This is a genomic window from Vibrio sp. Vb1337 (assembly GCF_033338715.1).
In the GTDB taxonomy this organism is placed as follows: domain Bacteria; phylum Pseudomonadota; class Gammaproteobacteria; order Enterobacterales; family Vibrionaceae; genus Vibrio; species Vibrio alginolyticus.
The window spans coordinates 145,747-169,033 of record NZ_JAWOTD010000004.1 but is presented as its reverse complement, the minus strand read 5'-3'; the positions used below and the strand labels follow the sequence as shown (position 1 = coordinate 169,033).

Here is a 23,287-nt window from a genome sequence, read left to right as displayed (position 1 = left end):
CATGACAGGATTAAAGTTGAGGTTTATCAAACCTTGCAGGGAAACGGATAGCTCACCTGACCTTACAGTCAGTCGGGTAATAGAGAATAAAAATAGAAATACGGAAACCGCGTTATTCTTGGACTTAAATATACTTATCCGTATGGAAGATGTAATTCTTAAAGGAGGAGACCCTGTTGAGCTTGGGTTAATGAGTCTGGTTAACTTTTTGAATCAGTGTCCACCCGAAAGTGTTAGCTTAGTTCCTGGCCTTGCGTTAACTGAAGTCCATCCGAAATTCAAAAAGCAATGTTATGAGTTATTTGAAGTATTTCTTTCAATTTTCTGTCCCCAAATGATTGATCACCCAACTGCCACTAGAAACTCAGAAGTTGAGGTAGAGCCAACCCGAAAGCGAGAGTTTCATGAGTTACCGATTGGCGAACAGTATTTACACTCAATTTCGTTCTACTCACTAATTCAAATTCATATTATCAACAGTCGACACAGTAACTGTTCTGGTCTTGAAAAATTTAATCATTACATGGACGCAGTGTGCAAAGACATTGATATGTTGAGCGCTGTAGAAGCGGAAATAGCTAAGTACTGTTTTTGTACTCACAAAGATATTTATAGCGAAAACCTCAATGAAAAAATTCAAGCTATAAAGGAAAACTTTTTAGATCGACACAGTAATCCTAAAAAGCACCTTGCTAACATATTTAATGGTGTGCAAGACCTAAAGTACGGCAAGTCAGCATTAAAGTTCTCTGAAGAAATGTTCTACGGAAAGAACCAAGAAACTTGGGTTGTTACATTGGATTCAAAACTGTATTGGCTAAGTGAATCAATACATCACTACCCGCAGCAAGGGGAGCCTGATAGCAAGTTCTTCTGCATTGTTCGTGACCGTGACCAAGACAACTGTGAGTACTGGAGATCTGTTGATGACGCGTTATACAAAAGATTAGAAGCAAGAACACAACAAGGTAAGTCTAGTGTCCCATTAACTGATCGACATATGAAAGACTTGCTTAATACGCTGACCCGTAAAGGCTTTGATGACTTTTACGAGGAGTTTGGAACTTGAATAACAACTGCCTACTAAACACCTAACAATCTGTTTAAGAGTGATTCGCAACGCTTAGCATTTTTGCTATGCGTTGCGTTTAGTGTTTAAGGTAGTATGCGGGAGCTTCGGTATTGCGTTGCTCACACCTTAACAGGGCGTTATATGCAATACCAGACAAAGGAATGAAGTACCTATGGAGTTAAAAGTAGACACAGATAATTTTATGCTTCAACAGGAAGTATTTACTGGTGAGATGATTGCACGTATTGCCGAACATTTGGAAAGAGCTGGTATTAAGGGAGCATTGCTAAAAGAGCTAACTGGTAATATTTCTTTTGAAGTTGCAAGTATGATCGACAGTTCTTCAAGCATTAGCTTTGATGGTGATGAAGCACATCCTTACTTGGCGTTTCTGAGTGGTGACAGTGATAATGAGTTAGTTCATTTGGGAGGTAATTCCACGAGCCATGAAATGGTGTATGGTATTTTAAATGCAATGTTTGAAGACTGCATATAACAAACTGTTCAAGAGGGATTCGCAACGCGTGGCATTTTCACTATGCGTTGGTTTTAGTGTTTAAGGCGGTATGCGGCGGCTCTTGTATTGCGTTGCTCACCCCTTAACAGGGCGTTAGTCGCCAGAAAAAGCTAGCAATCAAAATCATGTTTCTGAGCTTAAACTTTAGCAGCTGTTTGCTCGGTACACCGGTTAATCGTCGATCATCAGAGCTTAGTTCTAGCTGTTTTAAGTCTTAAGTGTTGTACCTGTCCTAGCGGTTGTTTTGTTCTTTGGTGCTTGCAGAGTAGGGCAATCAAGAGTCTGTTTTTGGTTGCAACTCCGCTCGGTGAGTTTATCGGTACGAAAGCCAATTTACTCGCTTAAATGACGTTTTCTCTGATGTTGTAAATTCCACGTGGTTTCAGTAACTTCGTTGAAAGTCCGCACTGTGAGATTAGCTTTCCAAAAGCGCCTTTTGGTGCTGTCAGTTCGTTTTCTGCGGCGTTGTTTTTTCCAAGTGGTTTCATTGAATAGCCGCTTTGAGACTACACCTGATTTAAGTGCATCAAAGCACATAAAGTTTGTTGTTCGCAAAGTTTAGTTTGGCTTAAAATTGTCGCTCGGTACCTCGCGACTAACAAACTGCTCAAGAGGGATTCGCAACGCGTGGCATTTTTACTATGCGTTGAATTTAGTGATTAAGGTGGCTTGCAGCGGCTTAGGTATTCGTTGCTCACCCCTTAGCAGGGCGTTAGGTGTATTCAAGTTTTCATGGAAAAACTGCGCATGAATAAAGAAAAGATAGAATTAGTATTGTCCGAAAATTTGGGTGAAGGGTTTCGGATAGTCTATGAAGATGGACAAATTTCACCTGCTATAGAATGGGTTGATTGGGTGCAACTGTCTGATGACGAAAATGACATCCAAGTGGTAGTTAACTTTGAAGACGACAGTGAAAAAGTCTTCAGTAAGGGAGTGGCGTTAAGCCAAATTTGGCACGAAGATGTCTAAAGTATCGCCACTGATTTTGTATTTGTTTGGTTCTGTCTTCTTCAAAACAATTGGAACACACACCTAACAAGGCGTTTAAGGCGGATTCACAACGCTTGGCGATTTCAGTTCAAGTCAGCTTAAGTGTTTAAGGTACAAGGGGTTTGGGTTTGGTGGTAGGCGTTGTTCACCACTTAACGCGGCGTTATGAAACACGTCTAACATCTCAAAAGTGAGAAAGTGGAATAAGGTTCAATTAAATATTCAATATAATAGTTACCTAATAACTTTAACGACAAGGTTGGGCTTCAATGGAAAATGAATTGATTAATGTATGCTATGACGGTGATGCTGGATCTAGTGATATTAGGACTTGCTATTACGATGGTATATTACACATATCTTTAACAGATATCTTTGTTACATTGACAAAAGAAAACAGATCGTTAGATGAACGGTTTCCATCGAAATATATTCCTAATCTGATCAAATCTCAGCTGCAAGATCTCGATTCAGACGAATATATCCATGTACCTGTTGCCAACCCTCGATTTGAAAATGAAAAGGAAGTCTTCGTCACTCAACCTGGTCTAAATCGTGTTATGGGGACTGATAAGTCCAAAGCAGGTAAAAAATTTCAACGTTGGCTTTATCATGAGGTTATCCCATCTCTGCAAAAGCACGGTGTTTATTCACCACCACAGACAGCGCAAGGCTCTGCTCTTGCACAGATGGCAGAGATTGTGGCTCAAAATTCAAGAATGCTTGCAGACACCATCATGGAGCAAGAAAAGATCCTCTTGGAATTTTCTAGTGTAAAAAATGAGGTATCTAGTGTCGAAGCACGAGTTTCGAAACTTGAAGACGAAGATTCTGATAACAAGTTTATCCTTACTGTTCGTCAATGGTTTGACCAAGCTAACCAGTCTCTATCGGCCGAAAAAGAGCTAGATATTGTGTGCTGGTGTGAAAACCTATCTTTTAAGTATTCAAAGCGACAAATAGCATGTCCTTCTGGTGAGCGATTAAATGCAAGGTTTCATAAGCCCATCATCGAAGAAGCCAAAAGCCTTGTAGAACGCGCACTAGGCTAAGTGTTTCATAACAAAGCATTTAAGAGTGATTCCCAACGCTTGGCATTTTTCGTTCCATCGTTGGGTTTTGTGTTTACGGTGGCATGGTTAAGGTTTGATGGTAGCGTTGCTCACACCTTAATGCGGCGTTAGCCCTCAAAGGTCAAATATGGATATTTACCCAGAAATAGAGTTATCTAAAGAGCAGCATAACTCAATTGAAGTCCTCAGAAACAAGTCATTTCCTGAACATCAAGTAACTCGTTCTTACTATAAGCAACTCCCGCATATGAGAGCTTTAAAGTACAGAGATGATCAACTGGTTGGTTACATGGGACTAGACTACAGAGTTGTCTGTGTCGGCGATGAAATTTATAAAGTATTGGGCGTTAGTGACTTCTGTGTTGAACAATCATCTCAAAGAAATGGTATTGGCACTGCCATGTTGTCCCAACTCAGCGAGTATGCTTCCAGCAAAGACGTCGACTTTATTATTCTAATCTCCGATTTAGATGCTTTTTATACGGCTAATGGTTATCTTCGTCTTAGTTCTTTAGGCTCTTGGTTGCGAATACATGAACATAAGAATTACGGTATTGCAGTTGATCAAGTCGATGATTTGTATGTTAAACCGATTAGCGGTAAAACTTGGGTAGTTGGTCATATAGACTGGTTAGGGTATATGTACTAGTCGGGTATCGGGCTAACAAATTGTTCAAGAGGGATTCAGCACGCGTGGCATTTTTACTATGCGTTAGGTTTTGTGGTTAAGGTGGTATGCGGAAACATCGGTATTGCGTTGCTCACACCTTAACAGGACGTTATGTTCTTGGAGGACATGGTGGAATATCAAAGGGACAGGGTAACTTTTGGCGTTTTTCAGAAACTTGTTGTAAAGCTGTACAAAGCCCTCGTATTCAAGCTTTCAAACAAAAAAGAGAAGCTAGAATGGCAGCTTCTCTTGATAGCCGATTGTTTACGAATCATTGGGCTTTGTAGGTTAGCTTATCGGATGGCTTCCAAAGTGCATACTTCAACGTCTAGCGTTAAGAACAAGTTCTGGTCAACCCATGTTTCAGGTATGGCTCTGCAATATTCAGGTGACATGATTGGCGCTGAAAAAGCATTCTTAAAAAGCCAGGAGTTTGCTTGTGAGCTTTCTTTGAGTTTTAGCTTGCAGCATTTGGGTAAATTGAACGTTGAGGTTGGCAACTATAAACTGGCAGAGCAACAGTTCATAGAAGCATTGGCAATTCGAGAAAAATTGAAACGGGCTGACTTGGTAGAGTCGACTAACAGGGCGATTCGAGGACTACAAAAGCTACGAACATAACAAACTGTTTAAGAGTGATTCGCAACGCGTGGCATTTTTACTATGCGTTGATTTTAGTGTTTAAGGTGGTATGCGGAAGCATCGGTATTGCGTTGCTCACACCTTAACAGGGCGTTAGGTGCTAGGAGGTAAAATGAAAATCTGTATGATGTTGCTGTTTCTTTTTTCATCTTCCGTCTTGGGTCAAACGTTTAGAACTGATAATTTCGAGCTCGAATTTCATAATGAATGTGGCGAAGGCGAAGTTACTTGTGAGAAAGTCCGAGTTTTCTTTTCACTCATTGGAATAGAAACAAAGCAAGAGGCTTTAGGTAAGTCTATCCACTCACTTTGCGCTGACGGAATCACCCCTTGTCGGTTCTTAGGTTATGAGTTTCGTAGTGATGGAGTTCGTTACATTGTATATGAATCTGGTGTATTGAGTGTTGTGGATGACTCTGGTAATGAGCTTTTGCTAGAACAAGGTGCTTGGGAGTGAACGCACCTAACATATTGCTTAAGTGTGATTCAGCACGCATGGCATTTTTGGTAGGCGGTGGCTTCAGTGTTGAAGTGCCATGCAGGTACTTGGTCATTGCGTGCTTCACACCTTAGCAAGGCGTTATACAAACGGAGGTGACTGTGAGTTTAGAAGAACTTAATCTTGAAAATCTTCCCCTTCAAAATGAACTGGTTAAATCTGCTTGTTCTGCGTTTATTTCTGAAGACAATGTGGTTGCCGCAGTGCTATTAGGCTCATTGGCTTCAGGTAAGGGTGACCGAGTATCTGACGCTGACATTTTGATTCTTACTCAAAATGAATTCCATAAATCCACACAAGAGTGTTTCTCAGCTTTTGAGCGTGGCAAAGAGATTTTCTATCGTAATCAAGGCTTCCATAATGAGAATGCTTACTTTACAAAGTACATCTTTACGGATTTAACCAGCACAGAGATTCATTGCCTAGATCTAAGCGAACCTTTTGATATATCAAGACCTTTCAAAGTGCTATTTGATAAAGCGGGTGCCGTAGAGTCACGATTAACCGAAGCTCTAGCACCAAAGCACGAAGACTTTCCTGCATATACAAATGGTGACCAAGGCTTAATCTGGGAACTTTTAGAGTGTATAAAGTGGTTAAGCCGAGGTAAAAATGAACTAGCCAAATCTTACCTTAAGAAGTTGGCGGAAAAGCTGTAAAAGTTTGTATAACAAAGCGTTTAAGACGGATTCACAACGCTTGGCATTTTTAGTTCGAATCAGCTTTAGTGTCTATGGCGCAATGGTTTAGGTTCAGCGGTCGCGTTGTTCACCACTTAACGCGGCGTTATGTGCTTGGAGGAATTAATATGCAAAAGAAGCAAATTGTAAAATACATATTATTTTTCCTTGGTATTGGAATTGTTATAGCTATTGGCTTTGATCAGCTGTTTTTTCGAGGAAAGCTTATAGGGACTCATCACGGCGTGGTTCTATCTTCGTGGGATAACACAGATGCTCCTGGTAAAAGCCGAAGCATCCACATTTATAGAGCAGCTGTAAAGTTAGAGCATGGTGAGGTTGTACAGGTTATTTGCAAGTCGATCTGTATTGAGGGCAAGGTGGTTATTGTTGAACAGTACAAGCCATTGTTTGGCAGCTACAGCAACTATTACAGTTCATTATTGGCTCCGTCAAAAATGTAACTACACACATAACAAACTGTTCAAGAGGGATTCGCAACGCGTGGCATTTTTACTGTGCGTTGGTTTAAGTGATTAAGGTGGTATGCAGCGGCTTCGGTATTGCGTTGCTCACCCCTTAACAGGGCGTTATACGCAGGGCGAGTTTTGCTGATTATTCCTTGTGTCAAAGTCACCTTTTCTTGTGGTTCATCGCTTTGTATTTCCTCGTGTTTTAGTTAAATCATCAGGTAATCTCCCCGAAGCCTTCAGATCCAAATTCGACGCGGTAGTGGTTGTTGAAACTCAGCCCTATCAAGTTGTCTGCCCAAAAGCTTATGTGCTTGCTGAAATACTGCTTTCTTTGGTGTTGTGTGTTTCAAGTGCACTTCAATCAAAAATCGCTGAATGTCTTAATCTCACAAAAGTGCATCAATACACATAAAAGTTCGTGCTTACAAAGTGGGGCTTGGCTTAAAATCGTAGCTTCAGCGTCGGGCGTATAACAAAGCATTTAAGAGCGATTCACAACGCGTGGCACTTTTGGTTTGCGTCGAATTTTGTGTTTAAGGTGCAATGCGGTAGCCGTTGTATAGTGTTGTTCACGCCTTAATGCGGCGTTATGTACTTTGGAGAAAATATGGAAGTTGTTACTACTGAAAAACACGACTCAGAATATCCCAATCCGTTTTATTTGAAGCGAGGCGACAAAGTAGCTCTAGGTACAATTGACGATGAGTTTCCCAACTGGGTCTTTATAACCAGTGTCGAAGGGGAGCGGGGTTGGGCTCCAGTTCAATATATCGAAAAGATTGAAGGAAGCTCTGAAGGTATCTTGCTTGAAGACTATGACAATGTTGAGCTTAATACTGTCATTGGCGAAAAACTGTCAGTGCTATTCGAATTCAATGAGTGGTATCGAGTTTCGAGGTCAACGGGTGAAGTCGGTTGGGTACCAGTGCGTTCGGTACAACGTACATAACAATAAATTTAAGAGTGATTCACAACGCTCGGCGCTTTCGCTTCAAGCCAGTTTAGTGTTTATGGCACAATGCTTTAGGTAAGGTGTTAGCGTTGTTCACACCTTAATTTGGCGTTATAGCTTTGGAGTAAAAATGGCATTCAACTTAACAGAAGAACAATTAGTTAATACAGAGGTGGAGCTTGGTGCAAGGCTCCCTCATGATTATCGTGAATCGATGAAGACTGACAATGGTGGTGAGGCAACGACCGAAGAGGATGACTGGGAGCTTTACCCAATCAAGGACAACTCCGATCGAAAAAGGCTAGCTCGTACTTGTAACCACATTATTGCAGAAACCAAGGCGTGTTTTGGTTTTGGCAACTTTCCTCATCATGCATTGGCTATTGCTAGTAACGGTCTTGGTGATCAAATGGTTTTCTTAAAAGAGTCAGAACAGTTCAAGCCCGAGGTTTATGTTTGGCTTCATGAAACCGGAGAGATTAAGTTGCTTGCAAGTTCATTTGTCAAGTTAGAAAAGCTATAACAAATTGTTCAAGAGTGATTCGGCACGCGTGGCATTTTTACTATGCGTTTATTTTAGTGGTTAAGGTGGTATGCGGATGCTTAGGTGTTGCGTGCCTCACACCTTAACAAGGCGTTATGTTCTTGGAGGTTTATGGAAAACTTCAAAATTAGCAGAATCCACACAAAGTTAGGTATTTTCCGACTATCTGGAATCCTCAACAATGAAAGTGGTATTAAAAATATCAGCTATATTTCTGCTGAATATATGGGAACTGATGGCTGGTGCGAACTTAATTTACAGTCGGAGCATACTCAAAATTTACTGAGAGACATTCAAATTGAAGTGTGGCAGTACCTAGCGTGAGCAAGTCTGTTGCATCGACCAGACATAGTTTTGCAAATATCAGTGGCTTCAAATAGCTACGAACATAACAAAGCGTTCAAGAGGGATTCTCAACGCTTGGCAATTTTGGTTCTAAGTTTAGCTTTTGTGTTTATGGCACAATAATTTAGGTTTGGTGGCTTGCGTTGTTCACCCCTTAACGCGGCGTTATGTACTTTAAGGAAAATTGTAACCAACTCTAAAGGATCGAGAGTGATAGATCATTTTGAAATTAAGGTAGTTGCATTCGAAGAATGTCGTGTGTTTTACAAGAATGTGCTAGAGCCATTGGGTATTGAACTCAAGTGGTCAGATGAAAATGCTGCTGGCTTTGGGCTTTCGTGCGAGCCAAATGTAAGGTTTCTAATTGAAAAAGGCGTCAGTAATTCTAAGTGCCATATTGCTTTTTCTGCATCAAACAAATTACAAGTTTCTGCATTTCATCAAGCGGGGTTATCTTTAGGTGGTAAATGCAACGGTAAGCCTGGTTTACGAAAACACTATGCTCCAAACTACTACGCTGCGTTTTTGATTGACCCTGAGGGCAACAATGTGGAGTCAGTAGTGTACCTTTAGCACGTACATAACAAATTGTTCAAGAGTGATTCGGCACGCGTGGCATTTTTACTATGCGTTGGTTTTAGTGGTTAAGGTGGTATGCGGAAGCTTTGGTATTGCGCGCCTCACACCTTAACAAGGCGTTATGTACCTAAGGGGTAACTGGATTTATGAGTGATTTTGTTCGTAAGGTTGGTGAAAACTGGAGTCAGATTGGTGCTGGCGCTAGTATAAAACGTCAATCAGCTGGTGCGACGAATCATGTTTTTCGTATCCAATCCTCAGAGACTTATTATCTTAGAAAATATAGTGTTCGCAATGTTGCTAAGATCAAGTTAGAACATGAGCTGCTGAGAAAGTTATCGCAAAATTTGAATACTATAATTGCCCCTGTTTTGACGCGCGATCACCACTCCTTTTGTAAAATAGGTGATGAGTTTTATGCTCTATTTCCTGAAGCAAAAGGAACGTTAATCGAAAAAAGTGCTCTGTCTGCGTTTCATGCTTTTCAGTTGGGAAAAGCCCTTGCTGACCTGCATATTCAACTCGCTTCCGAGGTTGGAAACGACTTTCCAACAATTGAGCTTTCTTGGGATAAAAGTGCTTGGGTCGATAGACTACAAAAAATAGTCGCAGCTATTGAAACAAATAGTGAATTTGATATGAATAACTCGGTGCTACGAAGAGTAAAACAACAGCGTGATTATCTAGCTAGCTCAGAAGCTACGCACTCATATACCCCGTTAACAAGCAGGCAATTAATCCACGGCGACTTTCATCATTTCAATGTCTTTTTTGATTCTAATTGCACAGTAAGCGATGTGATCGACTGGGATTTAGTGCAAAACATGCCTCCAGGTTATGAGTTGGCGAGAGCATGCATGTATATGTTCGATTTGGAGCTTCATAGGTCATTAGCTTTATTAAAAGGCTATCTGTCTGTCAAGCCTCTATCCCGATTAGAGCTTAACGATGGAGCAAAGGCGTGGGCTGTTTACGCCGACCATTATGTGTGGGCTTTGGAGGAAGTATTTTTAAAAAATAATACAGCGGCACAGAAGTTCATACCTCAAAGGGACTTTATCCCTTTTATGGAGCAATGGCTCCAAATTGAAAGTGCCTTGTTTTGAGGCGGCACATAACAATCTGTTTAAGAGTGATTCGCAACGCGTGGCATTTTTACTATGCGTTGGTTTTAGTGTTTAAGGTGGTATGCGGTAGCATCGGTATTACGTTGCTCACACCTTAACAGGGCGTTAGGCGCTTAGTTTACAACGTCAGATCAAGCTCTTGGAAGTTATGTCTTAAATCATTGATAATGTGTCCAAACTATCTAGTAACTGAATTTGTATATGGAAACCTCAAAAAAAGAACTTCTAGCCTTATTAACTAAAGAGTGCGAATTGTACTCGTCTATTCCTGCAAGTGAGCAACAGCAAAAGCAGGATAAAAAGCACTTTATAAATGGTTTGATGACTGCTTGCCGAGTTGTCGGTATCAGTTTTGAAGAACTGATACCGATAATAGAATTGATGCCTCAACAGCCAAAGTTCAAAGATATAGATGAGCAGTTGTCTATCCCTACATATGTACGGAACAAAGTTGAGATTCAGTTATAAAACGTGGCTACGCGCCTAACAAACTGTTCAAGAGGGATTCGCAACGCGTGGCATTTTTACTATGCATGGGTTAAGTGATTAAGGTGGTGTGCGGTGACTTCGGTATTGCGTTGCTCACTCCTTAACTGGGCGTTATGTGTTCCGAACGGAGAGAGGAAATAATGACAAAGAGAACACTGGTTTTACTCTATCCGGGGGCTATTTCCTATGAAGTAATGTACGCGATAGAGTGTTTAGGAGCGTATGGGAAAGTTGATATCACCACCCCAGAGAACCACAATCATACCGATTCCTCAGGTCTAAGAATTTGTCCCACTGTTAACTTTGAAGATATACGTATTACTGACTATCAAGCACTTTTGATACCTGGAGGAAATCCCGATTCAATAATGGGAAGCGACCAAATTGCTAGCTTCATCCAGAAAGCTCATGAATCATCATTAGTTATTGGTGGCATATGTGCAGGAGTATTAGTCTTAGCAAGATCTGGCATTCTAAAAGGCGTCAAAATTACCCATAATTATACGGAAAAATATGCCCCAGAATCTTCGGTACAGCTCACTCGACCATATTGGGAGGGGGCTATCTATGAAGAGTCATTGGTTCAAGTCGACAAGCGCATAGTGACAGCGATGCCCAATGGGTACATTGATTTCGGGCTCGCGGTGGCTGAAGCACTAGAGTTGCTAGATAGTAAGCAAAAACAGTTTATTCTGAGCTACCACAAGCAAGGTGCTCATTAAACACATAACAAATTGTTCAAGAGTGATTCGGCACGCGTGGCATTTTTACTATGCGTCGGTTTTAGTGGTTAAGGTGTTATGCGGCGGCTTCGGTATTGCGTGCCTCACACCTTAACAAGGCGTTATATGGCTAGGGTTGCATTGCAATGGGTTATGTATCAATATATCAACCCTATGAATAATAGGAGTTTATTTTGAAAGTAGTTAGCCTGATTAATATGAAAGGTGGTGTGGCAAAAACCACTGTCGCTGTGAATCTCGCAGATTGCCTCGCGAGACGACATGATAAAAGAGTTTTGTTAATAGATGTAGACCCTCAGTTTAACGCAACGCAATGCTTGATGGCACCTGATCAGTATGTAGAACATGTTACTAGTTCTAAGGATACCATTGTTAACATCTTTGACCGAAACCATCGAGCAACTGCTAGCACTGTCGGTGCTTCGCAAGTTACCCAAGCAAAGTCTCTTGATGAAATTGAAGTGGTAGCAACCAGCCATTTCGATTTGCTACCTGGCAGTTTGGAGCTATATCGCTTAGAAATGGCTCCCGGAGAAGGTCGCGAGAATAGACTCAAAGCTTTTCTGGCAACAATTAGCGACCAGTATGACTACGTTGTAATTGATACACCTCCTACTCCTTCTGTCTGGATGACAAGTGCTTTAATTGCTTCGCAATACTATTTAATTCCTGTGAAAGCAGATCCAATATCTTTAACTGGTATCGATTTGCTAAAAAGCATCATCAACGAGAAGAAAGAGAACTTTGCATTGCAATTAGATTGTGCCGGATTAGTATTGACTCTTGCAGAAGAAAAAACGGTAGTCTATAAGAGAGCTGTTGCTAATTTGCAGAAGGACGCTTTCTGGAGCAAATATTTATATAGATATAATATGCCTAAGCGAACAGCCATTGCTAATAAGCAACTAGATCAAGAACATATCCTTGATTCAGATGATGCTAGTTCTAAACAGCGACTAGCAGCAATTGTGAGCGAGTTTTTGAATAGGACAGAACATGACTGATATTAAAAAAAGTCAAAACAAGTCATTGTCAGATGCGACTAAACTACGTCATGCCATTGATTTTGTTGAAGAATTATCTTGGCTGCTTGAGTCAAAAAATAAGTTAAAACTCAGTGAGATTCCGAGTATTTTAAGAGATGCGCAAAAAGCTTCTAGCTCTTCAATAGTTGGATCTAGTCAAATCGGTGGCACGGAAAAATACATTTCACCTAACCCTAATGTCCACTACCTAGTGGGTATACTTCCAAGCTTTTTCTTAGATAATGTCATGTTTCCTAAGAATGACGATATCATTAGCTTTGCCACAGAAGCTCTTAAAATCGAAGGGCTTAGCTCTAGAGCTAACAGATCTCGCTATGAAATTATTGGCAGAATAGTTTGTGAGTGTACTCAGCTTGATGATAGCCAGTTAAACGAGTTAGTTGCAGGTCTTTCATCAATTGCAGGAAACAAAGAAAAAATGAATCAAGTGGCAAGAGCAAAGCAAACTACAGGTTTCTCATGGAACGAGACTATCAGAAAGTTGGCTAAATAATATGACAAGAGAATGTAAGGCAGACTTTGATGAGTTTATAAAATACATTTCAAGTTACAAAATTGACGATAACCTTGATAACTCATCGTATAAAACTACAGCGAAAAGTATGCACAAAGTATATTTTTCTCTTTTGCATTGGCATACAGAGTTTATGCATCAGAGCGACTTCTTTGAAGATAATTACTCTAACAATAAAGATATAGTTAATCGTATTTCAGAAGTTATTTCAGATGTTGGCTCATCCAAATTTAATTGGATTAACGGATCATACAAAGCATCTAGAGTTATGTTGCGCTCTTCAATTGAGAACTTTGTAAGAGCACTAGGCTCTATTGAGGATGAATCGTTACTTGTTGAGAAAAGCGTATACTCGTTAATGGATCGCGCAAAAGCAACGAGTATCTTTACTTCGAGTGAAAAAGTGAAAAGTAGCTTTGGTAATTTGCACGGAAGCTATAAGGAGCTTTGTAAAGACACTCATACCTCACAGTCTGAAAATATGGAAAAAATATCTTCATTGGTTGATTATCCAAAGTTTTATGAACAAAAATCTAATAGTACCGGCGAAATTTTTGCCAGTGTGGTCAAAAACATCCTCATAATTCTATGTATAGTCTTCAATGCTTTGTATCATAAAATGCATCATAAAAATCGAGAAAATATCCTAATTTCGATTCCTCGAACATCGAAGCCTTTGATTTTAGCGCCATAAGCCATATAACAATCTGTTTCAGAGTGATTCGCAACGCTTGGCATTTTTGCTATGCGTTGCGTTTATTGTTTAAGGTGGTATGCAGTAGCTTCGGTATGGCGTTACTCACACCTTAACAGGGCGTTATGCAACAAAGGGAGATGGCGGTCTCCCTTTGTAACCTAGTACTATCTTTGATTTGGATTTAGCTGCTTACCCCTATTTCCGTGAACGTGGTCATATGTTTTATTGGTATCTTTAGTTCCTTTATTTGCGTTTTTTGAGTCAGCTTTATGGTTAGGTGTTTTAGTCGGTTTACTCATCGTTGTTTCTCCTTTGTCGTAGATGAGTTTTTACACTAGGCTTGGTAGTAAATAACCGCAATGAAATTGCTCGAAAGCTTAGGAAACTTAAAGAAACTCTAGGAAATTCAAATGGATAAATTGGCTGCGAGAAAGGTGACAAACTTTAACAAGGTTATTGCTTATGGGAAAGCATCCAAACTCACTCAAGCAAAAATGGCTGAAATATGTGGGGTGTCGCCATCCCAATTTAGTAAGTGGAAATCAGAGGTTGGTGAGTTTGCCAACTTGAAACCAACAGAAGAGCAAATTGCCCCCTTGGCACTACAACTTGGTATAGAATTGGAGCTTGAACAACTTCCTGACATAAAAGAACGAGCAATAGTAGTTAACCCAACTAAGCGACGTTTATATGCCATATTTGTGGCATTGTACGTTGTCCTGATATTGGGTGCTGTTTCATATCTTTCTATCGAATCTAAACGCTTATATGGTAGCTATAACCCATTTATAGAGGTTAATGTATTCAAAGATAAGTTAAAGGTATATAACTCTGAATGTGCAAGTGACCCTAAGTATTGCAGTAAGTGGGACAAGTAGCATAACAAAGCATTTAAGAGTGATTCTCAACGCTTGGCATTTTTCATTCCATCGTTCAGTTCAGTGTTTACGGTGGTATGGTTGAGTAACGTGGTAGCGTTGCTCACACCTTAATGCGGCGTTAGGCGTTGTCCAGAAAGTTTGGAGAGATAAGATGAATAGAACTTTTCCAGATCAATTAAAAAAACTGCACTCAATAGAAATTGACTACGCGGACGGTGATGGAATTGATTTTGAACCATATGATGATTTCTACTCACAAGAGGAAACATCAGAATGGATTAAAGCATGGACTGGTAATTCTTCACTCAATGGGCATGAATATTTAATTTTTGGTCAAGATGGTTCTGGCGGTTACGCTGCTTTTTGGTTGGTCGCCAATGTCGAAGATCATTTGCAGCAACCTATTGTTTTCTTTGGTTCTGAAGGTGAAGTTGGGGTGGTTGCACAAAATTTTGGAGACTATGTTTGGTTGTTTGCACATGGTCTTGGGCCATACGAGGCTGTTGCTTATCCTGATTTGAAGCGCCCCCTAAATAGTAAGTTTTTGCACTTTGCTCAGGAGGTTGCCCCGTCAAATGAAAGCCCAGTGTCTAAAATCATAAGTGTGGCCAAATCAAAGTACCCTAACTTTGAGCAAATGATTGACGAACTTTGCCAGTAAGCCAAGCGCCTAACAAACTGTTTAAGAGGGATTCGCAACGCGTGGCATTTTTACTATGCGTTGATTTTAGTGTTTAAGGTGGTATGCGGCGGCATCGGTATTGCGTTGCTCACCCCTTAACAGGGCGTTATGTTTTAAGGAAACTATGGAAATTCAAGAGTTAACTAATATTTTAAGCCAGATTCAATTCAAACAAGAATTAAGTATTGAAACATACATTATCATTCTTTGTGTTTCTGGTCTGGGGGCATGGTTTGCGTCTTACTTTAAAACGAAAGGGCAAAACTTTGCTAACAAAGAAGACTTTGAACAGTTGCAAAAACAACTTGAGTCTAACACTACAGTTGTTGAAGAGATTAAGACTGAACTATCGCAGAAAAACTGGATATCACAGCAAGCATGGGTGAAAAAACAAGAAGCTTACGAAGCAATCTTCGATTGCTTGTTCCATGTCAAAAAGTACGTTGCTCATGAAAAGGATGAGTACTTTGAGTGGGAGCACTACAATTTTAGATTTCCAGAGCTAGCTTATGAAACAACAGATGAGTATACAATCCGTATTTGGGAGCACGAGAAAGAAGAGTATTTAAAAAAGTCTCAAGATCCTGAAACAAAGGCGCAAGCGGAAAAGTTGAAAGTAAAATACGATGAGTCATTTGCTAAGTTGTTCCATGTAATTGAGGTCAAGGCTATATGCCTAGATCAGAGGGTTACAGAGACCATCACAGTGCTAAAGCAAGGTTTGTCAAAGACGGACAATGAAGAAGATTGGGATGAGCATTTTTTCCGTATTTCTCGTCTAGTTAATGAATCAGTCGATAAGCTAAGAACAATCAGCATCGAAGAATTAAAGATTAAAACATAACAAACGCTTCAAGACGGATTCGCAACGCGTGGCATTTCCACTATGCGTTGATTTTAGTGATTTAGGTGGTGTGCAGAAGCATCGCATTGCGTTGCTCAGCACTTAAGCCGGCGTTATGCGGGCAAACGTTAATCATAAAAAAGGACTTTAGACGTGAAATTAGAAGATGTTGTTCCTTGGGGGCGAACGCTCAAAGAATATGAGCTAATGTTTAACATACTTGAAGAAGATAAAGAGAAAAGAATCCTTGGATGCGGTGATGGTCCTGCAAGTTTTAATGCAGAATTGACCCAAAGTGGGCGCTATGTAGTTTCAATTGACCCTATTTATCAGTTTTCTAAAGAGCAAATAAGCCGTAGGATCGATGAAGTCCGCCCGATAATAATGCAGCAGCTAACGAAAAATTTGGATGGTTATGTCTGGGATGTAATAGGTTCTCCGCAGGCGTTAGAGAACACTAGAATGATGGCAATGAACCACTTTTTAGCCGATTATGAAGATGGTAAAAATTCGCAAAGGTACGTTAGTGGCTCACTGCCTCAACTTCCATTTGACGACAAAGAATTTGATCTAGCATTGTGTTCTCATTTTTTGTTTCTTTATGACGAGCATGTATCTGAACGAGAGCATATTCAAGCTATTACCGAGCTTGTTCGCGTATCACACGAGGTTAGGATATACCCTTTGATTTCGTTAAATGGTAAACCCTCAAGTTATTTATCTGGGGTGGTTAGGCATTTAGAGAGTCTTGGTATTTCTGTAAGCCTAAAAAGTGTTGAATATGAGTTTCAAAAAGGCGCAACCCAGATGCTTGTGGTAAAAGCCGCATAACAAAGCGTTTAAGGCAGATTCGCAACGCGTGGCATTCTAAGTTCAAATTGGCTTTAGTGTTTACGGGGCAATCGTTTAGGTTAGGTGGTATCGTTGCTCACTACTTAACGCGGCGTTAGCACTCAGAATCATTCAACAAGGAGGTTTTATGTTTCCATTAGAGGTATTTGTTACTTATACATTAGCTTGTTTACTTTTGGTGATCTCGCCGGGCCCGGACAACTTGCTCGCTATAGGTAGAGGTTTAAGCCAAGGTCGACTGGCGGCAGTAATGTCAGGCATGTCTTCTGGTGCTGGTATTTTATTTCATGTAGTCGCAGCAACATTCGGGCTAACCCTTTTAATTCAAACCTCTGAAGTGGCTTTTTATGTTGTAAAACTGGTTGGTGCTGCTTACCTAATATGGTTAGGTGTGAAAGTACTCCGTACGAGAAACCTGTTCTCACTGGAACCAGCGAAAAAACAGTCTCTGAAACTTATCTTTTCTACTGGGTTTCTATCAGCAGCACTTAATCCGAAGCCAGGTATGTTTGTTCTTGCTTTTGTACCTCAATTTGTAAACCCAAGTTTAGGCTCAGTGACAACTCAAATGATTGGCTACGGTGTGTGGTTTGCAGCATTAACAGCAATTGGCTTTAGCTTAATGGGTGTGTTTTCTTCTCAATTGTCTGAGTGGTTTAGAAACAAGCCTAAACTAGTGTCAGGGTTAAATATTGGTGCAGGTATCACATTCGTGTCTTCTGGGTTAGCAATAGCGTTTATGAAGCAGCGATAATCTAAGTGCTAACAAACTGTTTAAGAGTGATTCGCAACGCGTGTCATTTTCACCATGCGTTGATTTTAGTGATTAAGGCGGCTTGCGGCGGCTTTTGTATTGCGTTGCTCACCCCTTAGCTGGGCGTTAGCCTTATTACGGGGAATTGGAGCCCTCAGCAGAGGACTCCCGATATAAATCACTGTTTAAAAACGTGGTCTAAAACTGCAATATGATACGCATTTACTTGTCCCCAACGTTCATCAGGAACTTTATTGATCTTACCTCCAATTTTTTGGGTGTAAGCTCTAGCTTCCAAACCTTTAGCTTTTGCTAAGGTCAGAATGATTGGGATATTTTTAGAGTTACAATAAGCGATAACTGTGTAGTAATCCTTATCTCCAAATTTATGCTCTAATGCAGCATTTGCCGCTTTAAATGCATCGTCGGCTTTTTGATTGGCTTTTGTAACTTCGGCATTTGTTCTAGAAATGTGAGCTTGTGTATTTAACTGAGCCTTTTCTAAGTTGTTAATTCGTTGGTCATGTTGAACTAGCAAATTAGCTTGGTTTAATAGTTGCTCCGCCGATGATAGTACTCTCTGTGCTTCGAAATATGCATCTGTCAATTGTTCTTGGACTTGCCATGAAAAATCATCGGTAAATGCTTTTACCAACATTGAGTACCCACGTTGTGTAATTAAAATAATTCCAGATGGCGGAATAGGGTGTGGGTAAGAAGCTGCAAATGCTTGGTCCGTAGGCATTGCTATGAAGTAGTGTTTGTTCTTAAGCAACTTCGATTGGTTTGCAGTAAAAATGTTGTAAGTAGTGTTTTGAGAAACTCTATGTTATTTGTCAATGTCCCACAAGGTTAGGACACGCTCGGAGTTAAACTCAACGACAGGGATCGTAACCAAAAGGTCATTAATACTCAAAGGTCAAATATGGATATTTACCCAGAAATCGAGTTATCTAAAGCACAGCATAATGCAATTGAAGCTCTTAGAAACCAGTCGTTTCCTGAACATCAAGTTACTCGCTCTTACTATAAGCAACTCCCGCATATGAGAGTTCTGAATTACGAAGGTGATCAGTTAGTTGGTTACATGGGATTAGACTACAGAGTTGTTCGCGTTGGTGATGAAATTTATAAAGTATTAGGTGTGAGTGACTTTTGTGTCGAGAGCACAGTTCAAAGACAAGGTATTGGCACAAAAATGTTGTCTCAACTCAGCGAGTATGCGTCCACTAAAGATGTCGACTTCATCATTTTAGTCTCCGATTTGGAGCGTTTTTATGTGGCTAATGGTTATCAGCGCCTTAACTCTCTAAGTTCTTGGTTGCGCGTTCATGAACATAAAAATTACGGTGTCGCTGTAGAGCAACTAGATGATTTATATGTTAAACCTATCAGCGGTAAAACTTGGGCTGTTGGTCATATAGATTGGTTAGGGTATATGTATTAGTCTGTAGTGGGCTAATAAATTGTTCAAAAAGAAACACTACACGTGGCATTTCCAATTAGCGTTTCTTATACCTTACGGGAGCGCTTTCCCACTAGGAGTAATATGTGATTGTAGTAGCAAGGTTTTCTTTTCCTCATGAAGCTCATATTGCGAGAGCAAGCCTAGATAGTGTCGGAATAGAAAGTTACATCGCTGACGAGCACACGGTAAATACTCAGTGGCTTTATTCAAATGCAATTGGCGGCGTCCGTCTGATGGTGGCCGAAAGTGATGCAGAAGATGCGAAACAAATACTTAGTAGCGATTTCTCAGAATCATTGGGAAATGAAGTTGACGTTGATGAAGAAAAAGACGTTTGCCCTAAATGTGGTAGTAAAGATCTATTTGCATTTACAAAAGGTAAACGCCCAGCTTTCTTAGTTTTTATTTTACTGGGTTTTCCACTGTTTTTTACAAGCATGGTTATAAGTGTAAGCAGTGTGGGGAGTTTAGTGAAAAACTTTAAATCTTTAGATAACAAGGCATTAAAGAGATAATTTGTACTCGTAGTATTTTTACGATGAGTTATGTCGAGTGCCTATACAAGAAGTCAGAGTTACTGCTTGCTTACAAGCAAAGTATTATATGATAGTGAAGGAATAAAATTGAATGAGTGAAATTAAAACAATAGAGCAGTTAAAAGAATTTTACGCAGAGCCAAGTGCGCGAGCTAAAAATAAAGCGCTGCCTGTGCTGGATGTTCATGCGATTACATTAATTAATAATTGCCATTTTGCAGTTCTAAGTACCGCTGATTCACAAGGGTATATCGATCTTTCTCCTAAAGGAGGGGAGCCTGGCTTCGTAAAAGTTTTAGATGAATCAACATTGCTGCTCCCTGATAGCTCGGGGAACAATCGTATCGATAGTCTAAAAAATATCATTAGTAACCCCAAGGTAGGGTTGTTATTGATGGTAAATGGTATTGATGAAGTGCTCCGTATTAAAGGAATCGCAAGTATTCACACCGACGCCAACTTGATATCTGCTTGCCCCGATGGAAGTAAAGATCCTAAGGTTGTTATCAAAATAGTCATAGAGAGTATGTACTTTCATTGTGCGAAAGCGGTGATGAGAGGGAAACTTTGGTCTGATGACTATAAAGTAAATCGCTCAATTCTCCCTTCATTAGCTCAAATCTTTAAAGATCAACAAAAGTTAGAAAGTAAAGCGCTTAATCAAGAAGAGATGTTGAAATATTACCAATCTAGCCTTTAGAACGAGCGTGGTAATATATTGAAAAGATAGAAAAATCAGGTTCGACCGTGCTCTGCGGAAGTATGGATTAGGTTTAGTGGGGATGTTACTGTCTCAATAATGTTAGCTCACCAATAAGCAATTGTTAGTCCAAATTTAAAATGAAAAATGCAGAAAATTTACTCTAGAAAATTACGTTTTGGCTAGTCCGGGAGTTAGGTGTGTTGGACAAATGATTGATCTTTTTGTCAGTTTTAGCATTTTTACTCTCGTTTTATGGGTCGGCTTAGAAATCGGTATTGAAAAAGAGCTTGTGCGCGCTACAGCAGTAACTGCGACTGTATCGTATTACCTTTTTTCTGATTGTTTACCAAATGGTCAAAGTGTGGGAAAAAAACTTTTGGGCATTGCAGTTATAAGTGCAAGAACGGGTAAAAAAGTGCAATATTTTTCAGTCGCTCTTTCGAAATGTTATTACTCCATTCTTAGGTTTTATTGACTCAATTTTCATTCTTGGTAAAAAGAGGCAACGGCTCGGTGATAAGTTAGTGAGAACGGTGGTGGTAGTGCACTAGTTTGTTGAAAAAATTGATAGCGCTGAGGACTTGCGTTCAAGTCGGGCTTTGTTTTCGTGGTGAAATAACTTCGTTTAGGTGGTAGCGTTACTCACATACTTAATGTAGCGTTGTAAGAAAATTGGTATTGGAGTCCAAGTTTTATGTCAGAAAAAGAGAAAATGTTAGCAGGTGAGCTTTATGACCCAAGTGATGAAGAGTTATTAAAGTTAAGGTTGAGCGCTAGGTTACTAACTGAAAAATTGAATGCCACGTCTGTTGAGCATAAACAAAAGCGAGTTCAAATAACTAAGCGCTTGTTCGGCACAACAGGTGACGATATTCATGTTGAATCTTCTTTCAATTGCGACTATGGATCCAACATTCACGTTGGAGATAATTTCTACGCTAATTTTGGTTGTGTGATTTTGGATGTTGCGGAAGTTAAGTTTGGTGATAACTGTTTACTTGGGCCTCAAGTTGGAATTTATACTGCGACTCATCCCTTAGATCCTTTCGAGAGGAACAGTGGTTTAGAGCTAGCAAAGCCCATAAACATTGGTGACAATTGTTGGATAGGTGGCCATGCCGTAATCAACCCTGGCGTAACACTTGGGAACAACGTGGTGGTAGCCTCTGGCGCAGTCGTTACAAAGAGTTTTGGAGACAATGTCGTTGTTGGTGGCAACCCAGCCAGAGTACTGAAGGAAATCGTCACTAAGCGATAATAAAGTATATGGACTATTTTGAGCCTGAGTTTAGGACTTATGATCAACTCACTCCAAGCTTTGATGCGTTCAGCGGTTACTTGTTGACGCACTTGAATGTCTAAAATTTGCTTCAATATAGAGTCGTTACACGTGGCGCTTTTACCGTGCGTTGAGCTTGTTTAAAAGTCTCATACGAAATCATTTGTATTACGTGTCTCACACTTTTATTGTATTTTCGTCACCAATAACAAACCAAAAGGCTGGCTCCAAAATGTTAGTAACAAAGATTGAAACGGAACGATTAATTCTAAGAGAGCTAGTTGAAGATGATGCAAGCGAATTGTTTGACATCTTCTCAGACCATGAGGTCATGAAATATTGGAACTCTGGCCCTTGGGTTTCAATTGAAGAAGCGCGGACATTTATAGCCAAGAGTACACAGGCCATGAATAGCAATACAGAAGTGACACTAGGCATCTTCCTAAAGAGCAATGGCCAACTTCTGGGTAAGATAATGCTGTTTAATCACGTGAAAGAGTCTAGGCGCGCAGAAATTGGCTTTGGCGTTAGTCGTCATTTCTGGGGTAAAGGCATTGTATTAGAGGCGGGAACTGCATTAATCGAACACGCATTCAATACACTGAATCTACGTCGAATCGAGGCTGAGATAGATCCAGACAATACTTCTTCAGGTAAAGTCTTGGAACGGTTAGGTTTTATAAAGGAAGGTTTCCTAAGGCAGCGTTGGGAAGTGAATGGAGTAGTCTCAGATTCCGCAATTTACGGGTTGTTAGCTAAACCCCTAGACAGCGTTTAGTATCCGGCCTTAAACGCATCTAATAGGTCTAGCCTGCTCGTGCTCTATACACAGCCTTACATTTGACGGTGAGGTTTCTTGAATTGACTTGGTGGTCACTGAATGTACTATCAAGGATAGGACTTACTGCAAGGATAGCAGCATGAGCGAGAAATTATTTTGGGTTAATCCCTACCAAACAGAACTTAACTCAAGAGTGACCAATGTAGACGGAAATAAGGTTGAATTGGACCAGACTATCTTCTTTGCAGAGTCTGGAGGCCAAGAGAGTGATAAAGGAACGATTAATGGTATTCCGGTTTTGATTGCTCAAAAGCTAGGTGTTCGACTTATTTACACATTGGAATCCTCTCCAAATTTTACTCTTGGTGACATTGTAACTACGAATATTGATTGGAAGCGTAGATACGCCTTAATGAAGCTACACTTTGCGGCTGAAGTGGTGCTTGAGATGTTTTATCAGCGTCGGGAAGGCATTGTTAAGATAGGTGCGCATATTTCTGAAAATAAGAGTCGCATAGATTTCGAGTGGTCTGAAAGTATTGGCCCGCTATTGAAAGAAATTGAAACTGATGTGCAAGCTTTGATTAACTCTGATTCAGTTATTATTAGTGACTTTTCCGATCAAGAGAGTGAAAGAAGGTATTGGAGAGTTGATGGGTTTGCGCAAGTGCCTTGCGGTGGCACTCACTTAAAGCGCACATCAGAAGTCGGCCAAATTCAATTAAAACGCAAGAGCATCGGTAAAGACAAAGAAAGGGTAGAGATAACCTTATGCTCGTAGGTCGATAGGGCATTAGAAATAGATTCCTAACACGTGGCATTTAATTCATGGTGAGATTCACATTTGAGATA

The 23,287-nt window shown here is 40.2% G+C and carries 30 protein-coding genes and 2 pseudogenes; 30 read left to right on the top strand and 2 right to left on the bottom strand.

Annotated features, from left to right (window positions below):
- The first annotated feature begins 1 nt into the window (after position 1).
- The 18 genes from R7E42_RS06295 (at position 2) to R7E42_RS06200 (ending at position 13,652) form a co-directional block, all read left to right on the top strand.
- The gene (locus R7E42_RS06295) at positions 2-1,069 is read left to right on the top strand and encodes a hypothetical protein (protein WP_206935168.1); all 1,068 of its coding nucleotides are present in this window, start codon (positions 2-4) and stop codon (positions 1,067-1,069) included.
- 175 nt (positions 1,070-1,244) lie between these two features.
- Positions 1,245-1,568, top strand: coding sequence for a hypothetical protein (locus R7E42_RS06290; RefSeq protein WP_213969106.1), 324 nt, complete (start codon positions 1,245-1,247; stop codon positions 1,566-1,568).
- A gap of 768 nt (positions 1,569-2,336) precedes the next feature.
- Positions 2,337-2,561: a hypothetical protein gene (locus R7E42_RS06285; protein ID WP_031781290.1), complete on the top strand. Its 225-nt coding sequence runs from the start codon at positions 2,337-2,339 to the stop codon at positions 2,559-2,561.
- A 290-nt stretch (positions 2,562-2,851) separates the two neighbouring features.
- Entirely contained in the window at positions 2,852-3,634 is a 783-nt protein-coding gene (locus R7E42_RS06280) for a BRO-like protein (protein ID WP_318072443.1), read from the top strand.
- Positions 3,635-3,782: 148 nt separating this feature from the next.
- Positions 3,783-4,304 carry a GNAT family N-acetyltransferase gene (locus R7E42_RS06275; protein WP_318072442.1) on the top strand — a complete coding sequence of 174 codons (522 nt, stop codon included), beginning with the start codon at positions 3,783-3,785 and terminating at the stop codon, positions 4,302-4,304.
- Positions 4,305-4,436: 132 nt separating this feature from the next.
- Positions 4,437-4,946: a hypothetical protein gene (locus R7E42_RS06265; RefSeq protein ID WP_045419680.1), complete on the top strand. Its 510-nt coding sequence runs from the start codon at positions 4,437-4,439 to the stop codon at positions 4,944-4,946.
- Positions 4,947-5,079: 133 nt separating this feature from the next.
- The gene (locus tag R7E42_RS06260) at positions 5,080-5,424 is read left to right on the top strand and encodes a hypothetical protein (protein WP_025818896.1); all 345 of its coding nucleotides are present in this window, start codon (positions 5,080-5,082) and stop codon (positions 5,422-5,424) included.
- A 143-nt stretch (positions 5,425-5,567) separates the two neighbouring features.
- Positions 5,568-6,125 (top strand): nucleotidyltransferase domain-containing protein, encoded by a 558-nt coding sequence (locus R7E42_RS06250; RefSeq protein WP_225474287.1) that lies wholly within the window; start codon positions 5,568-5,570, stop codon positions 6,123-6,125.
- Positions 6,126-6,274: 149 nt separating this feature from the next.
- Positions 6,275-6,610 (top strand): hypothetical protein, encoded by a 336-nt coding sequence (locus R7E42_RS06245; protein ID WP_193289429.1) that lies wholly within the window; start codon positions 6,275-6,277, stop codon positions 6,608-6,610.
- Positions 6,611-7,226: 616 nt separating this feature from the next.
- The gene (locus tag R7E42_RS06240) at positions 7,227-7,568 is read left to right on the top strand and encodes an SH3 domain-containing protein (protein WP_318072440.1); all 342 of its coding nucleotides are present in this window, start codon (positions 7,227-7,229) and stop codon (positions 7,566-7,568) included.
- Positions 7,569-7,701: 133 nt separating this feature from the next.
- Positions 7,702-8,094: an SMI1/KNR4 family protein gene (locus R7E42_RS06235; protein WP_238842964.1), complete on the top strand. Its 393-nt coding sequence runs from the start codon at positions 7,702-7,704 to the stop codon at positions 8,092-8,094.
- Positions 8,095-8,670: 576 nt separating this feature from the next.
- The gene (locus R7E42_RS06230; protein ID WP_005378522.1) at positions 8,671-9,033 is read left to right on the top strand and encodes a VOC family protein; all 363 of its coding nucleotides are present in this window, start codon (positions 8,671-8,673) and stop codon (positions 9,031-9,033) included.
- 152 nt (positions 9,034-9,185) lie between these two features.
- Positions 9,186-10,145, top strand: a complete 960-nt coding sequence (locus R7E42_RS06225) for a phosphotransferase (RefSeq protein WP_213887003.1) — start codon at positions 9,186-9,188, stop codon at positions 10,143-10,145.
- A 222-nt stretch (positions 10,146-10,367) separates the two neighbouring features.
- On the top strand, positions 10,368-10,634 hold the full coding sequence (locus R7E42_RS06220; RefSeq protein ID WP_318072439.1) for a hypothetical protein: 267 nt from the start codon (positions 10,368-10,370) through the stop codon (positions 10,632-10,634).
- Between the two features lie 161 nt (positions 10,635-10,795).
- Entirely contained in the window at positions 10,796-11,377 is a 582-nt protein-coding gene (locus R7E42_RS06215; RefSeq protein WP_256896455.1) for a DJ-1/PfpI family protein, read from the top strand.
- Positions 11,378-11,571: 194 nt separating this feature from the next.
- Positions 11,572-12,402: a ParA family protein gene (locus R7E42_RS06210; protein WP_318072438.1), complete on the top strand. Its 831-nt coding sequence runs from the start codon at positions 11,572-11,574 to the stop codon at positions 12,400-12,402.
- Positions 12,395-12,937: a hypothetical protein gene (locus tag R7E42_RS06205; RefSeq protein ID WP_255984598.1), complete on the top strand. Its 543-nt coding sequence runs from the start codon at positions 12,395-12,397 to the stop codon at positions 12,935-12,937. Before R7E42_RS06210 ends, R7E42_RS06205 begins: the two co-directional genes overlap by 8 nt.
- Position 12,938: 1 nt before the next feature.
- Positions 12,939-13,652, top strand: a complete 714-nt coding sequence (locus tag R7E42_RS06200) for a hypothetical protein (RefSeq protein ID WP_318072437.1) — start codon at positions 12,939-12,941, stop codon at positions 13,650-13,652.
- A 167-nt stretch (positions 13,653-13,819) separates the two neighbouring features.
- Here the strand turns inward: R7E42_RS06200 and R7E42_RS06195 are convergent, their stop codons facing one another.
- A complete protein-coding gene (locus R7E42_RS06195) occupies positions 13,820-13,954 on the bottom strand; it encodes a hypothetical protein (RefSeq protein WP_318072436.1) in 135 nt (44 codons plus the stop codon).
- Between the two features lie 111 nt (positions 13,955-14,065).
- Here R7E42_RS06195 and R7E42_RS06190 point away from each other — a divergent pair, with 111 nt between their 5' ends.
- From R7E42_RS06190 to R7E42_RS06165, 5 genes are all read left to right on the top strand, one after another.
- The gene (locus tag R7E42_RS06190) at positions 14,066-14,533 is read left to right on the top strand and encodes a helix-turn-helix transcriptional regulator (protein ID WP_318072435.1); all 468 of its coding nucleotides are present in this window, start codon (positions 14,066-14,068) and stop codon (positions 14,531-14,533) included.
- A 154-nt stretch (positions 14,534-14,687) separates the two neighbouring features.
- The gene (locus R7E42_RS06185) at positions 14,688-15,197 is read left to right on the top strand and encodes an SMI1/KNR4 family protein (protein WP_274011205.1); all 510 of its coding nucleotides are present in this window, start codon (positions 14,688-14,690) and stop codon (positions 15,195-15,197) included.
- Between the two features lie 145 nt (positions 15,198-15,342).
- Positions 15,343-16,062 carry a hypothetical protein gene (locus tag R7E42_RS06175; RefSeq protein WP_318072434.1) on the top strand — a complete coding sequence of 240 codons (720 nt, stop codon included), beginning with the start codon at positions 15,343-15,345 and terminating at the stop codon, positions 16,060-16,062.
- A gap of 153 nt (positions 16,063-16,215) precedes the next feature.
- Complete coding sequence (locus R7E42_RS06170) at positions 16,216-16,893, top strand: class I SAM-dependent methyltransferase (RefSeq protein ID WP_025527241.1); 678 nt, start codon at positions 16,216-16,218, stop codon at positions 16,891-16,893.
- Positions 16,894-17,041: 148 nt separating this feature from the next.
- The gene (locus R7E42_RS06165; protein ID WP_021822674.1) at positions 17,042-17,668 is read left to right on the top strand and encodes a LysE family translocator; all 627 of its coding nucleotides are present in this window, start codon (positions 17,042-17,044) and stop codon (positions 17,666-17,668) included.
- A 178-nt stretch (positions 17,669-17,846) separates the two neighbouring features.
- Here the strand turns inward: R7E42_RS06165 and R7E42_RS06160 are convergent, their stop codons facing one another.
- Positions 17,847-18,326 (bottom strand): hypothetical protein, encoded by a 480-nt coding sequence (locus tag R7E42_RS06160; RefSeq protein ID WP_318070777.1) that lies wholly within the window; start codon positions 18,324-18,326, stop codon positions 17,847-17,849.
- 267 nt (positions 18,327-18,593) lie between these two features.
- On the opposite strand from R7E42_RS06160, the gene R7E42_RS06155 reads away from it, so the two are divergent.
- The 7 genes and pseudogenes from R7E42_RS06155 to R7E42_RS06125 all read left to right on the top strand — a co-directional run bounded on the left by R7E42_RS06155 (position 18,594) and on the right by R7E42_RS06125 (position 23,216).
- On the top strand, positions 18,594-19,115 hold the full coding sequence (locus tag R7E42_RS06155; protein ID WP_258481829.1) for a GNAT family N-acetyltransferase: 522 nt from the start codon (positions 18,594-18,596) through the stop codon (positions 19,113-19,115).
- Positions 19,116-19,219: 104 nt separating this feature from the next.
- Positions 19,220-19,620: pseudogene (locus R7E42_RS06150) on the top strand (DUF2007 domain-containing protein).
- 143 nt (positions 19,621-19,763) lie between these two features.
- Complete coding sequence (locus tag R7E42_RS06145; protein WP_318070776.1) at positions 19,764-20,372, top strand: pyridoxamine 5'-phosphate oxidase family protein; 609 nt, start codon at positions 19,764-19,766, stop codon at positions 20,370-20,372.
- Between the two features lie 211 nt (positions 20,373-20,583).
- Positions 20,584-20,926, top strand: a pseudogene (locus R7E42_RS06140) (RDD family protein).
- A gap of 143 nt (positions 20,927-21,069) precedes the next feature.
- Positions 21,070-21,633 carry a sugar O-acetyltransferase gene (locus R7E42_RS06135; protein WP_318072433.1) on the top strand — a complete coding sequence of 188 codons (564 nt, stop codon included), beginning with the start codon at positions 21,070-21,072 and terminating at the stop codon, positions 21,631-21,633.
- Positions 21,634-21,886: 253 nt separating this feature from the next.
- The gene (locus R7E42_RS06130; protein WP_318072432.1) at positions 21,887-22,432 is read left to right on the top strand and encodes a GNAT family N-acetyltransferase; all 546 of its coding nucleotides are present in this window, start codon (positions 21,887-21,889) and stop codon (positions 22,430-22,432) included.
- Between the two features lie 142 nt (positions 22,433-22,574).
- Positions 22,575-23,216 carry an alanyl-tRNA editing protein gene (locus R7E42_RS06125; protein ID WP_318072431.1) on the top strand — a complete coding sequence of 214 codons (642 nt, stop codon included), beginning with the start codon at positions 22,575-22,577 and terminating at the stop codon, positions 23,214-23,216.
- Positions 23,217-23,287: the final 71 nt, after the last annotated feature.